This is a genomic window from Shewanella sp. TB7-MNA-CIBAN-0143 (assembly GCF_040310065.1).
Lineage (GTDB): Bacteria > Pseudomonadota > Gammaproteobacteria > Enterobacterales > Shewanellaceae > Shewanella.
This window is the reverse complement of the sequence record NZ_JBEOPL010000007.1, coordinates 142,188-155,793: the sequence shown is the minus strand read 5'-3', so window position 1 is coordinate 155,793 and position 13,606 is coordinate 142,188. Positions and strand designations below refer to the sequence as shown.

The 13,606-nt window shown below is 41.7% G+C and carries 10 protein-coding genes and 1 riboswitch; of the genes, 4 read left to right on the top strand and 6 right to left on the bottom strand.

Going from position 1 to position 13,606, the window contains the following annotated elements; genetic code table 11:
- Positions 1 to 124: 124 nt before the first annotated feature.
- Together AAEY97_RS07950 and AAEY97_RS07945 are read right to left on the bottom strand one after the other, a co-directional pair.
- Complete coding sequence (locus AAEY97_RS07950; protein WP_350997893.1) at positions 125 to 1,336, bottom strand: hypothetical protein; 1,212 nt, start codon at positions 1,334 to 1,336, stop codon at positions 125 to 127.
- Positions 1,337 to 1,542: 206 nt separating this feature from the next.
- Positions 1,543 to 2,535 (bottom strand): class 1 fructose-bisphosphatase, encoded by a 993-nt coding sequence (locus AAEY97_RS07945; RefSeq protein ID WP_350997890.1) that lies wholly within the window; start codon positions 2,533 to 2,535, stop codon positions 1,543 to 1,545.
- Between the two features lie 172 nt (positions 2,536 to 2,707).
- Between AAEY97_RS07945 and AAEY97_RS07940 the strand changes: the two genes are divergently transcribed.
- The gene (locus tag AAEY97_RS07940; RefSeq protein ID WP_192115411.1) at positions 2,708 to 5,005 is read left to right on the top strand and encodes a S9 family peptidase; all 2,298 of its coding nucleotides are present in this window, start codon (positions 2,708 to 2,710) and stop codon (positions 5,003 to 5,005) included.
- Between the two features lie 89 nt (positions 5,006 to 5,094).
- Here AAEY97_RS07940 and arcA read toward each other — a convergent pair whose 3' ends face one another.
- Entirely contained in the window at positions 5,095 to 5,811 is a 717-nt protein-coding gene (arcA, locus tag AAEY97_RS07935; protein WP_011636021.1) for a two-component system response regulator ArcA, read from the bottom strand.
- Between the two features lie 682 nt (positions 5,812 to 6,493).
- Here arcA and AAEY97_RS07930 point away from each other — a divergent pair.
- From AAEY97_RS07930 to AAEY97_RS07920, 3 genes are all read left to right on the top strand, one after another.
- Positions 6,494 to 6,973 (top strand): DUF3293 domain-containing protein, encoded by a 480-nt coding sequence (locus tag AAEY97_RS07930; protein WP_101086204.1) that lies wholly within the window; start codon positions 6,494 to 6,496, stop codon positions 6,971 to 6,973.
- A gap of 240 nt (positions 6,974 to 7,213) precedes the next feature.
- A riboswitch (Lysine riboswitch) is annotated at positions 7,214 to 7,388 on the top strand.
- A gap of 134 nt (positions 7,389 to 7,522) precedes the next feature.
- On the top strand, positions 7,523 to 8,902 hold the full coding sequence (lysC, locus tag AAEY97_RS07925) for a lysine-sensitive aspartokinase 3 (RefSeq protein WP_350997886.1): 1,380 nt from the start codon (positions 7,523 to 7,525) through the stop codon (positions 8,900 to 8,902).
- A 4-nt stretch (positions 8,903 to 8,906) separates the two neighbouring features.
- A complete protein-coding gene (locus AAEY97_RS07920; protein ID WP_350997883.1) occupies positions 8,907 to 10,025 on the top strand; it encodes a succinylglutamate desuccinylase/aspartoacylase family protein in 1,119 nt (372 codons plus the stop codon).
- Between the two features lie 71 nt (positions 10,026 to 10,096).
- Here the strand turns inward: AAEY97_RS07920 and AAEY97_RS07915 are convergent, their stop codons facing one another.
- The 3 genes from AAEY97_RS07915 to AAEY97_RS07905 all read right to left on the bottom strand — a co-directional run bounded on the left by AAEY97_RS07915 (position 10,097) and on the right by AAEY97_RS07905 (position 13,526).
- Positions 10,097 to 11,233, bottom strand: a complete 1,137-nt coding sequence (locus AAEY97_RS07915; protein WP_101086201.1) for a site-2 protease family protein — start codon at positions 11,231 to 11,233, stop codon at positions 10,097 to 10,099.
- Positions 11,234 to 11,452: 219 nt separating this feature from the next.
- Positions 11,453 to 11,815, bottom strand: coding sequence for a DUF4144 domain-containing protein (locus AAEY97_RS07910; protein WP_162022252.1), 363 nt, complete (start codon positions 11,813 to 11,815; stop codon positions 11,453 to 11,455).
- 43 nt (positions 11,816 to 11,858) lie between these two features.
- On the bottom strand, positions 11,859 to 13,526 hold the full coding sequence (locus AAEY97_RS07905; RefSeq protein WP_350997880.1) for a flagellar assembly protein A: 1,668 nt from the start codon (positions 13,524 to 13,526) through the stop codon (positions 11,859 to 11,861).
- Between the last annotated feature and the right edge of the window lie 80 nt (positions 13,527 to 13,606).

Sequence of the window (13,606 nt, the reverse complement as noted above, 5' to 3'; positions counted from 1 at the left end):
TTTTATGTCTAAGGTGTTTTTTTTAAGGCCTCATGTCTAAGATCTTATGTCTAAGGCCTTATGTTTAAGGTCATATGCTTAAGGCTTTAAATTGACGAATCTGTTGTGTCGAATATAGTAGATGCTATCTATGCTGCATTTTATTTTCTATCTTAGTCATCAGCTTGAATGTCGTTTTTTCTAAATCATCTAAACCGCGATGAGCGACCTGTTCATAAGAGCGATTAATATAGCGATAAGCTTGTGGGTAGTTAAACTCAATCACCTCAAGTTCAGCCAATTCATTCAGCGCCTGTGTTTGCCCGATGGGATAGTTCATCATTTGATGATATTCAATGGCTTTTTTAAACTGCTCTCTGGCTTCATCATTGCGACTTATGCGTTGGTTTATCATGCCTGCAAGCTGTGAAATATAACCCAATGTTAGCCAGTCTTTCACTTTAGCAGCATTGGTTTTGGCAATGGTAAGTACACCTAATGCTTGTTCTATCCTGTCGGTTTCGGTATAGCTTTGCGCTAATAACAATCTTAGTCTGGCTAGCTCTCGCTCATCTTGCTGATGTGTAGCTAGATCGATTGCTGCTATCAATGTGGTATTAAGCTGTTGATATTGATGTTGCTGCAATTGGATGCTGGCTAGCAGACGCATGGCAACTAAGTTATCGGGTGTGGATTTTATGAGCTTGGATAAGTGCTGCTCAGCAGCTCTAATGTCGCCAAGTTGTAGTTGTGTCATTGCATTGAACAACAGGGGGGAACTAAGACGTGAATGGTATTGAGTTTCTGTCTTGTTATCTTGTTGATTATGTTGTAAATTATTTTGTAAACTGTGTTGTGGATTGAGCCGCTGAGTAATCATCTTTGCTGCAGCTGATAATACTTGCTCGATGCTTGAAGCGTTAACGACTCCTGCTTCTGTATGATGCTGCTGATGTAATGTAAACGCTAATTGATATTGATTATTGGCGCCGGTAATGTTGGATTCAATCACTAATCCCGCACCGGAGATGGCCATTAATTGCTTAATATCGGCAGCTTGGCTCAAGTGGTCATTAGCGATAAGCGAGATGATATTTATAATATCTTCGGTTTGCAGTAATGGGTAACTAACACCGACATTTAGCTGATGGATAAGCACATCCATTGCGGCATAGCGATTCCATTGCGAGTCTGTGTTGTCTGTCGCGAGTTGCACCGGAAGTACTAAAATAGTGCCAATTTCTATTGCAGGGGCTTTAGTGGACATCAGATAAGCATAAGCACTCATGCTAATAAGCAGTAAGAGTAAAATAGCCGCAATATATATTTTTTTATTCGATGGTTTGGCGGGCGGCATCGTTATAGTCCTTAATTAATATCCTGAAAATAACTTAGTGGGTATTTAAGTTATTGTAAAGAAATGATTCTTTACTGGTGCCTAATGATTCAAATTTGTATTTTGGTTAACTGTGTTTATTCGCGTCAGTTAGATCATCAATGAGCTCAACTGCAGCGCATAAATGAAAAAACCGCCAAAAGGCGGTTTTTTTACAGCATAATCAATTAATCAATTGATGGCTCTTCGCTGTAATCAATACCGTGATAGCTCAAGCAAGTATCAACTTCGTTTGTGCTACCTAAAATTACCGCAACGCGCTGATGGATTTCGGTTGGCTGAATGTCCAAAATAGTTTCATAACCTGTTGATGCTTTACCGCCAGCTTGCTCAACTAGTAATGCCATTGGGTTGGCTTCATACATTAAGCGTAACTTAAACGGTTTGGCTGGGTTTTTATTGTCTGTCGGGTAAGAGAAAATCCCACCACGACACAATACACGATGCACGTCACCTACCATTGCAGCAATCCAACGCATGTTAAATGATTGCTCTCGTGGTCCTATTTCTCCGAGTAATAAATCGGCAATATAGGTTTGCATTGGTGCTTCCCAAAAACGCTGGTTTGACATATTAATGGCAAACTCGGCGGTGTCCGGGGTTATTTGCACGTTATTGTCGGTCAGAAGAAACTCTTGGCTGTCTGGAGCAAGAGTATAAAACTGAGTGCCTTGACCAGTGGTGAGCGCCATCATGGTTGATGGGCCATACAACACATAACCCGCAGCAACTTGTTTGCGGCCAGCTTGTAAAAAGCTTTGTTCGTTTAACTCTCCGGTAGGTGCTGGTAATACCGAAAAAATAGTGCCCACTAATGAGTTGATATCGATATTTGATGAGCCATCGAGTGGATCAAAACACACTAAGTATTCACCTTTAGCGTTCACCTCAACCACATAATCTTCTTCTTCAGACGCTAAACCACGTACATTGCCATCGGTTTTAAGGGCATCTTTAAGCATGTCATTGGTGATCACATCCAGTTTTTTCTGGGTTTCGCCTTGAATGTTTTCTTGCTCTGTTGCACCCAAAACACCCGCTAATGCACCGTGACGAACCGCACCACTAATGGCTTTTGAGGTGTCAGCTAAGGTTAATAGTAGTTGTGTTAAAGACGCGTTTACGGCTTGTGCGCTAAGGGTTTGTGCCAAAGTCTGCATGATTTTTCCTATGAGATTTTGCGAGGTTAAGGTCGATGTTGTTAATTCTTATCAGTTATGTGCAAATCATACCCCACAATGGCGCTAATTTCAGCGATTGTTATCTGGGGTTTTGGTTTTACTGTAAATTGAGGCAAAATGTGGGCGGATTGAATTGCCCCAAGGATTAATAATGACAATAACATGGAAGCATCATGCTTTAGCGGCAGTGTCTGCCGTGCCACTCCTTTTTACTAGCCCGGTTTTTTCAGCAACCGCTAAAGGCAGCATCATGAACTCATCAACCACCGCAACACTGACTGCAATCAACGGTAGCACTACACCACTGACCATTGAACGTATTCATGCGTCACCAGCCTTAGCGGGTTCTAGCCCCCGCGGGTTGGCATTATCGCCTAACGGAAAACGTGTAACTTATTTATCAAGCCGTGCTGATAATCAGCATTTGTATGATTTATGGCAAATGGATATCGCGACTGGTAAGCGCAGTGTACTGATTAATGCTGATCAATTAGAGGCAGGAGAACTGTCTGATGAAGAAAAAGCTCGCCGAGAGCGCCAACGAATTTATGGTCAAGGGATCATGGAGTATTTCTGGTCTGAAGACAGCCAACATATTTTAATCCCTGCTGCGGGTAAGTTGTATTTATATGACGTTGCCAGCAATAAGGTGGCTGAGCTTGCAACCGGTGACGGTTTTGCAACCGATGCGCGTTTGTCTCCAAAAGGTCACTTTGTGTCGTTTGTGCGCGATCAAAACTTATTTGTATTGTCATTGGATAGCCAAAAAGTAACGGCACTCACCACAGATGGTAAAGGGCCAATTAAAAATGCCATGGCAGAGTTTGTTGCCCAAGAAGAAATGGACCGTATGACAGGCTATTGGTGGGCGCCCGATGAGTCTGCTATCGCCTTTACTCGTATTGATGAAACGGGTGTGGAGTTAGTGACTCGTAATGAAATTTACGCCGAGGGGATTAAATTAACCGAGCAGCGTTACCCTTATGCAGGTAAAGCCAATGTTGAGATCGCACTGGGTGTCGTGACCTTAAAAGATCGCACTATTAGCTGGATTGATTTGGGCAAACAAAAAGACATGTATTTACCTCGCGTAGATTGGCTACCCGACAGCCAGCATGTGTCGTTCCAATGGCAAAGCCGCGATCAACAAACGCTGGATTTACGCATTGCTGCAATCTCTCAGCCGACACAAGCTAAAACGGTGATTGAAGAGCGCAGCAAAGCATGGGTAAATTTAAACAATGATTTACACTTCCTAAAGCAACAAGCGGCTTTTATTTGGGGCTCTGAGCGTGATGGATTTAATCATCTGTATTTATTTGACTTACAGGGCAAACAACTTAAGCAATTAACCCAAGGTGATTGGGCTGTTGATGCGCTTGAGTATGTCGATGAAGCAACGGGTTGGGTATATTTTAGCGGTCGTAAAGACAGTGTTGTTGAACGTCATTTGTATCGAGTTAATCTTAATAAAGGCATGGACTCCATTGAGCGAATTAGCCAAGCATCGGGTATGCATGAAGCTGTATTTGCGGATAAAAAGCCCGTTTATTTAGATTACTTTAGTAGTTTACAGCAGCCGCCGCAGATAAGTTTACACAATGATTCTGGCAAGCAGTTAGCTTGGGTTGAGCAAAATGACATTGATAAAAATCATCCGCTTTATGATTATGCTGGTTTATGGCAAATGCCTGATTTTGGTCAATTAACAGCTGAAGATGGTCAAGCATTACAATACAGACTGTTTAAACCGGTGCCTTTTGATGCCGCTAAACAGTATCCGGTTGTGGTGCGCGTATATGGTGGACCGCATGCTCAGTTAGTAGTCAACAGCTGGAGCGAGGCAGATTATTTTACTCAATATTTACTGCAGCAAGGCTATGCGGTATTTCAATTAGATAATCGTGGCTCAGCGCACCGAGGCACGCAATTTGAACATGTCATTTATCAAAACATGGGTGATGCTGAAGTAAACGATCAAAAAGTTGGCGTTGATTATTTACGTAGCTTGCCGTTTATTGATGGTGACAATGTTGCTATTTATGGTCACAGTTATGGTGGTTATATGGCGTTGATGAGTCAGTTTAAGGCGCCGGGTTATTTTAAAGCGGCAATATCGGGTGCGCCAGTAACGGATTGGCGTTTGTACGACACTCATTATACTGAGCGTTATATGGGGAACCCGCGAACCAATAAAAAAGGTTACGACGCCAGCAGCATTTTACCTTATGTCAAAAATTATCAATCGGGCTTATTGATGTATCACGGTATGGCTGATGATAACGTTCTGTTTGAAAACAGCACTAGAGTATATAAAGCGTTGCAAGATGAGGGTAAGTTATTCCAAATGATGGATTACCCAGGGTCTAAGCATTCAATGCGTGGCGAGAAAGTGCGTAATCATTTATATAAATCATTAGCGGCATTTTTAGATCAACAGCTGAAGTAATCACTATTGTGTTAAAGGATTAACGAAAAAGCAGATATAAAAAAACCAGGTGATTCACCTGGTTTTTTATTGCGGTTAACCTTAAAAGATTACGCTTCTAAGTCACCACAAAAACGATAGCCTTCACCGTGAATAGTCGCGATGATTTCTGGTGTATCAGGCAAGCTTTCAAAGTGCTTACGGATGCGACGTATTGTCACATCAACGGTGCGGTCATGAGGCTTTAATTCACGGCCAGTCATTTTTAACAACAAGTCAGCACGAGTTAAAATCTTACCTGGGTTTTCAACAAAGTGAAGCATCGCACGGAACTCGCTGCGTGGTAGCTTATAAGCTTCACCTTGTGGGTTAACCAAAGAACGGCTATTGATTTCTAAGCTCCAACCGTTAAAACGGTAATACTCAACAGAACCTTTTTCTTCAGTTTCTGCGGCAGCATTATTAACGCGAGTTAATAGGTTACGAGCACGGATCGTTAATTCGCGAGGGTTGAATGGTTTAGTGATGTAATCATCTGCACCAATTTCAAGACCTAGAATCTTATCAACTTCGTTATCACGGCCAGTCAAGAAAATAAGACCGATGTTATTAATTTCACGTAGCTCACGAGCTAATAATAAGCCGTTTTTGCCTGGTAAATTAATATCCATAACAACAAGATTAATCTTATTGTCTTGCATGGCTTTATGCATTTCTGCGCCGTCGTTAGCTTCAGTGACAACATAACCTTCAGCTTCAAAAATACTGCGTAATGTATTACGAGTTACAGCTTCATCTTCAACAATTAAAATGTGCGGATTTTGCATGATATTTACCTGATTTTATAAAATTCGATTCTAGCCACTGTTTGCGAACTGTGTGCTAATAGATTGCAATAGCGCTTTAGCTAATGCGCTAAGATTCCGATATTTTTTGGTGTTTATCTATGTCTACCCTGAATTAAACACTCTCTATAAACTCTATTATGTAACACTTAATACTTAATACTGGTTACTGAGTCTGCTTACGTCGATTAATTACCACTACGCCAAGGCACGCGTTTGCACTTATTCATGATGGTGTAAAATTTGTTGCACTTAAGCTTACTTACTATGAATGCCATTTAGAAAGATAGTTCCTTCTATTGCAAACTTATTTAATCGTATTAATGTTTTATCAAATGTAGAACAAATTTAGTACGACTGTAAACTTTACATCAAAAAATCATCACACTCACAACAACATTTGCTGAGTTTTTGAGGTGTATGTAGCTAACTTTGCTACAGTGATTTAATAGTGCGTAATGGTTATTGTACTCGTTTTAGGCATTTGTTAACAAATTAAATGTTAAAAAATTAATATAACACTCGAGTATATGAAAGATTAACCTTGCTAAGATGATAATAATTAATGGTTTTCTAATATAGTACTGCTGATTTAGATCGTAAACCTTTTAGAAATCAAACCTATCTGCTAGACTAATTCTGGCTTAATTGACGAAAATTTATTATGGAAAATGTTATAGATACATTGTGGAATGAGTATCAAAGTACTCATTTTTTGTTTACTCAACGCCTTTCTCATGATTTCCCATTTGCTATTGTTACTGCCCATAACCCCCGTGGTTCAAGACTCTCTCCTAGTCAAAATCGCTTACTCGATCGTCAGCTTCAATTTAAAATTCAACAATATAATCGTCCCTATCGTGCGTTAATCGGTGCAGCACCTGATTTGTCGCATATGGAAAAGAGCTGGGCTATTTTTATTGATAAAGAACAAGCTGTTGAGCTTGGTCGAGAATTTAATCAACATGCAATTTACTACGTTAATCAAGGTTTGCTATCTTTGATTGCATGCCTTGATAGCATCAAACCTGAAGTTGATATGGGAATTTTTAATCACCGATTAAGGATGGTGAGTGAGTTGCCAGAGATAGGTTCGTATAACTGGGTAAATAATGACGTAATTAAAACTGCACAGCTGCGATAAAATAATTAACACATTATTTTGAGACAATACTTACTAGATTGTCTCGGTAATTTGCGGTTAATTATGTTTTTTGGATATTTATGGGCATTTTTTCGTAATAGAGAACAATCATTGCTCTGAAGTCGCAGCCGCATAATATTTCACTACAGCGATATTTTTTATCAAAACAGTGTATTTTTACTGTGTTTGCTGATTGACTTGATAGGGTGTTTTTTGCTATTTTCAACTCCCTCCTTCGGGAGGAACAGAAGAGGAGCGTTAACTAGGTAGTAAGTGAGAGGATGCCAATCCGATGACCACTTATGATGGAGATTAGCGCCGAGGTATCAGTTTGTTTGGCAAACATTGATATCGGTCGATTAGGCTGAATCCTAACGATTGTCACCTATTTTTTTGGTGGAGAGCTTCTGGTGATGATTGCTGTTTCCCTTCTATAAGGGTGCGTTATCTTAGCACCAGGCTCTTCGAACGTAGTGTGTTCGGAGCGTATATCATGTTAGTAAATCACATCTTATTTTTGAGTCTTTCGCAAACAGCGGAGGCATCAGTATGAGCTTTGTTCAGTCTGAAATAGATACCCCAGAATTAGTCGTTGCCAAATTTGGCGGCACCTCAGTTGCTGATTACGCCTCTATGAGCCGTTGTGCAGATATTGTGTTGGCTAATCAAGCTACTCGCCTTGTGGTAGTAAGCGCCTCCAGCGGAGTGACCAATTTATTAGTTGAGTTAACTCAAGCTAATGTGAATGACGAGCGTCGCTTGGTATTGCTTAAGCAAATTGCTCAAATTCAATATGCGATATTAGATGAACTCGGTCGTCCGCAAGACGTGGCAGCCAGTATTGATAAAATACTCAGCCGGATGTCAGTACTCAGTGAATCGTTAGAGCTGAATCGCAGCAAAGCGGTTATGGACGAGTTACTGTCGACGGGAGAGCAATGTTCATCGATTTTATTTTCTGCGGTTATTCGGGAAAAGGGCACTGCTTCAAATCATTTTGATGTGCGCCAAGTATTACGTACCGACAGTCACTTTGGTCGCGCAGAGCCACAAATTGAAGCTATTTCAATGTTAGCAGGTGACTTTTTACAGCCATTACTTGCGCGTTACGTCATCGTTACCCAAGGCTTTATTGGTGCGGATGAAGAGGGACGAACAACAACATTAGGCCGTGGTGGTAGTGACTATTCGGCGGCATTACTTGCCGAAGCGCTTCGTGCTACAGCGGTTGAGATTTGGACCGATGTGGCCGGTATTTATACCACTGACCCACGCCTTGCCCCCAATGCCCGCCCGATTGCTGAAATTAGCTTTAATGAAGCGGCTGAGATGGCGACCTTTGGCGCTAAAGTATTGCATCCCGCCACCATCTTACCGGCAGTAAGACAAAAAATTCAGGTGTTTGTAGGTTCAAGTAAAGCGCCTGAAATGGGCGGAACTTGGATCCGTCATCAAGTTGAAGATACCCCAGTGTTTAGAGCGGTGGCGTTACGCCGCGATCAAACTTTACTTAACTTGCATAGCTTGCAAATGTTACATGCTCAGGGCTTTTTGGCAGAAACGTTCGCGACCTTGGCGCGACACAAAATATCCGTCGATTTAATCACGACCTCGGAGGTTAACGTATCGTTAACCCTAGATAAAACGGGTTCAGATTCAAGTGGCCAGGGCTTACTCAGTGAGTCGTTATTACAAGAGTTATCGCAACATTGTCGTGTAAGAGTCGAGGAAGATTTAGCGTTAATCGCCATCATCGGTAATCGCATAGCATCAACGGCTGGCATTTGTAGTAGGGTGTTTAAAGTGCTTGAAAACCATAATGTTCGGATGATTTGCCAAGGCGCAAGCCCACATAATTTATGTGTGTTGGTAGCAGAGTTGGAAGCGGCGCAAGTGGTTAATGCTTTGCACCAAAACCTGTTTGAGTAATCATATGACTAAAGCAATACAATCGTCAGTTCAAGTTGGAGAACTGGCGACAGGACACGCATTGACCGTTCCAGTATATTCATTCATTGGTCGCGAGAGTGTTGCGCCTAGCGTGTATATTCAGGCCAATGTTCATGGTGCTGAAGTGCAAGGTAATGCGGTGATTTATCAACTGATGACCTTATTGGAAAGTTACCAGGTTTTAGGTGATATTACGCTTGCCCCCTTAGCCAATCCTTTAGGGATTAATCAAAAGAGTGGTGAGTTTACTCTAGGGCGTTTTGATCCCATTACAGGGGTTAATTGGAACCGCGAGTACTTTGATCATCAAGTCGATATTCAAACTTGGTATGCCGAGCACCAACGTTTAACCAATAGTGAGCTGTTTTGCGCCTATCGTTCAATGTTGGTAGAAACTTGCCTGGCGCGCCTAACTCATTCTTTTGGGATTTCAACAGGTCATCGGTTAGCAGTAAATTTACAGGCTATGGCACATCAAGCAGACATAGTGCTTGATTTGCATACCGGCCCTAAGTCGTGCAAACACTTGTACTGCCCTGAGTATGATATTGATGCGGCAAGATTTTTCTCGATCCCGTATACCTTGGTTATCCCCAATAGTTTTGGTGGCGCGATGGATGAAGCTACCTTTTGTCCTTGGTGGCAGTTAACCGAGTATGCAGCCAGTCAAGGCCGTGAATTTTCGGTACCTGTGTCAGCATTTACCTTAGAGCTTGCAAGCCAAGAACGGATTGATTTAGCTGACGCGTTAGAGGATGCCAAAGGCATACTGGCTTATTTAAGTCACCGTGGCGTGATTGCTGAAAAAGTTTATCCAGCCAGTATGGAAAGGTTTGGGTGTTACTTGAAGGATTATAAGAAGTTTCATGCACCTAAAGCTGGCTTAATTGAATATTGTGCCAGTGTCGGTGAACCATTAACCGCAGGCAAATCTTTAGCGAACATTTTACGCATAGATTTGTATGGTACTGAACAGGCTTACCAAGCCATTAGTTTACCCATGGATTGTGTGCCTATTTTGCATTTTGCTTCTGCGTCGGTACTCCAAGGCACAGAGTTGTATAAGGTGATGACTAATGTGTTTCCATTACAGCCTAGTTGATTAACTGCTTTGGCTAAGTAAAACAAAAACGCCTGCAATTGCAGGCGTTTTTGTCGATGCGTAAATTGCAATTAACTGCCTAAAATCTGTAGCGGAATCGCTAACATTTCGTTACCAGAAGCAGCAAAATACCAAATAATGCCCACTAAACTTGCTACCGTGAGTAAATACCATACGGTAGAGAAAATTTGCCCGTAACGATCTAACGGCAATAAATGACTTTGATGGCGACCGCGCCATTCAAATACAATTTCTACACTGCCGATCAGTAACAAAAAGCCCAGCAAGGCGAGCCCTAAGCTATAGCTAATGAACACACCGATAGCGGCACCAGCAATACAAGCCACTAGACCGACAACACTATTCATTGAAAAGCTGATGCTTTTTAAAATATGACCGCCATCGAGAGGTAAAATGGGCAGTAAATTAAACAAATTTAGCAGCGCATTGAATGTTGCTAATCCGGCAAAGAATATGTTGCCTGTTAGCCAATAAAGTCCAAGTGAGATAATCGATAAAATGAGTCCAAAAGTCGGGCCCATAATCGAAATATACACATCTTGCCAGCGGGTGTTGATACGTTCATCACTTAGCGCTAAGCCGCCCACAAAAGGGATTAAATAGATCCCTTTGGTTTTCATGCCGAAATGTTTCATCGCTCGAATATGGCCATATTCATGAAACACTAAGCAGCCGATGAGGGCTAAGGCAAATTCAAATGAAAATAACCATGAATAGGCCGCAACACTGGCTCCCGCAAAAAGGACTTTAACCACCTTGGCACTTTTTAGTAGCTTAAAACCTAATGATGCCAGTCCAACAACACTGAGCTTTTGGTTTTTTACTGCTGCAATTTCAGGTGTTTGACGCTCAATATCTTCAACGGTTCGTTGACCTTGGGTTATGGATTCATCATCTATTAATAAACAATAATCCAGTTGAAACGGTTGCCAGTTAACATCGATTTCTAATCGTACCGGTAGTGAACCAATATTGGGTTTAACGGGTTCGTCGTGGTTGATATTTGTTTCAGTCGGTACCGACGTTTGAGTGGTCAGTTCAAATGAATGAATATGAAAGGCTTGGTCGCTAGCGCTTGCAGACTTTTGTGATACCAGTTGATTGTCCCAATAAAGTTGCTGCCAGCCCGCAATCGAGCCTTCTAGTCGCAGACGTTTACCTAGACATTCAATATTTAGTAATTCCATTAAGGATTCTCAGGGTTTATGGACAGTGAGCATAGAGGCATTTTGCCAGAGCTGTGTGTGTTGCTCAATGGGTTTTACCATTATATTCGTTAATCATTAGCTTAGATTTATGATTGAGTGATTAAGGTAAGTAACATGAGTCTGTTGTTGGTAAATTGAAGATTAGTAATGCTAAAAAGGAGGTGTTATGTGCTGTTAATCTTCAGTCTGAATACGTTGTTAATACAGATGTTCTAATTCAGCCACGGTCGCAATACCTTGCTCTATGGTGGTAAAGACAATTTTTGCACTGCAGCAATGTCCTTGAAACTGACCATACTGGCGTACCAGTGGCAGTAACTGTAACACGCTCATATCCTGACTTAGCTTAACCAGTACAGGCAGTTCAGCCACGCTGGGATCCTGTGGCGGATGTTTCTGGATGCTATACACATGGCCGGCATTGTCGATGAGTTTATCTTCAGCGTGGACGGTAAATTGGTTGGCGCAAATAAAGCCCAACCAATCTTGATAGTTAACCAGATACATTAGCTCATCATCTTGATCAAACTGGAGTATGGCCGGCCAATGTATCTGTTGCATAGTTATCTGTTTGTCCACTTTTTATTGTCTTACCAACTGATTGTTATCGATTACTGTAATCGAATGATACTTCTTGATTGACGTTTTTTACAATACACGGCCCATGTTCACGTTGGCTGCGATTGAATGCCGCACCTATATGAATTTCGACGTTGGTGAAAATGTGTTTTTCAGCTTTGATGACGTAATTATTATAGTAGCCTTCAACTTCGTTAAGATGTTGAGTGTATTCTAGTTCTTCTTTCATACGTTCTTCTGCCATTTGATTTTTTTGCTCGAGCATCATTTTGACTTGCTCAATCATGCCGGCATCGCTTTGCCATTCCGTTTTGGGCGGTAATTTACGTAATCTTGCTTCTATTTCTAAGCCCGCAACAACCATGCCTTTAATACTGTCATCTAACTCTTTAAGTTCTTGCTTTAATTCACCATGATGCATGGCACAAAACAATTCCGTTTTAGTGCCGGCGGTAGCACCAAATGCAATGGCTCTAATGCCTTTTGCCGCAGTAGCAATGCCGCCGATTAAGTCACCTCGTCTTGCTTGGGCATCACTGACGGTAATAGTGTCACCTGAGGTTGAGTGACTGTGAAGTAACTGCTTGGTGACTAGAATATTGCCTAGGGCTTCTAAATGGGAATACTGGACAAACTGGGCACAAATTTGTCCGGTAGCTTTTATTTTAGTGCTGAGATCGTGCTCTTTAATTAAACGGCCAATAACACCTTTACTGACAATGACATCACCTTGAGCTTCAATAGACGCGGACTCAACAAAGCCCATTACCGTTACGTCACCGCTAGCTTTTACTTCCATACCTTCGTGCACATCGCCAGTGATTAAAACACTGCCTTTAAAATTAACGTGGCCATAGCGAACGTCTACATCTTTAATTTGCAGCATATCGTCAACTTGCATACCGCTGCGATTTTCAACTGGCTGACCAGACACTGTGGCGATGAGTTTATGTTGATCTTTAGGGTGTAAGCTGGTGCCTGTTCCTGGTTCCATTGGTTTATCTTTACCAGGAATTTGTTGCAGTACATTGCCGTGAACATTAAAACCAGGGGTGCCGATGGTTGAAGGGTTTTTAACCATCAGTAAATCATTGGGCTTAACGGTAATTAGTGCGCCTAAATTACGCATGTCGACCGAGCCGTCTTCGCGTTCTTGTGGTTGTAATAAGCGCTCACGAGCTAAGGCGACTTTTCGGGATAATATCGCATTGTCGCCGTTAACGGCTGCTTTACCGCAAGCTATGACGCCTTCACAGGTTTCTCCTGGTGGCAATATCGACAAACGCTGCATTAATGCCATGATTTTAGGTTTACTCAATCCCATTTTAATTTTTTGAGTTTTAAGGGTATTAAGTACATCTGGCAGGGTAATATCTTTGCCGCCCCAAGCTGAAGTGATTTTCATACTGGCTTGCATTTTATCGTCACTGACACTGATATTAACGATACCGTCTTTACGTTCGGCAATGGCAAAAAAGAGTTCGTGAGTTCCGGCGTTTTGACCGCATAGAGCATTAACTTCCGCTACCGCTTTAGCAATTGCAGGGGCAATAGGAAACAGCATAGCAAAAGCCGACTGTGTGAGTAAGGCGTTAATATCCTCTGCTGACACTGGGCCGTGAGTATTGGGAATTATACGTAATTCCACTTTATTTTTATCAGCACTTAGTGCGACGATTGAGGGCTCTAACATAACATCCTTTGTTTTTATTTTTATATCAGGTCATAACAGGCAAATAGAATACCAACGAAATGAATTACAAAATGTGCGTT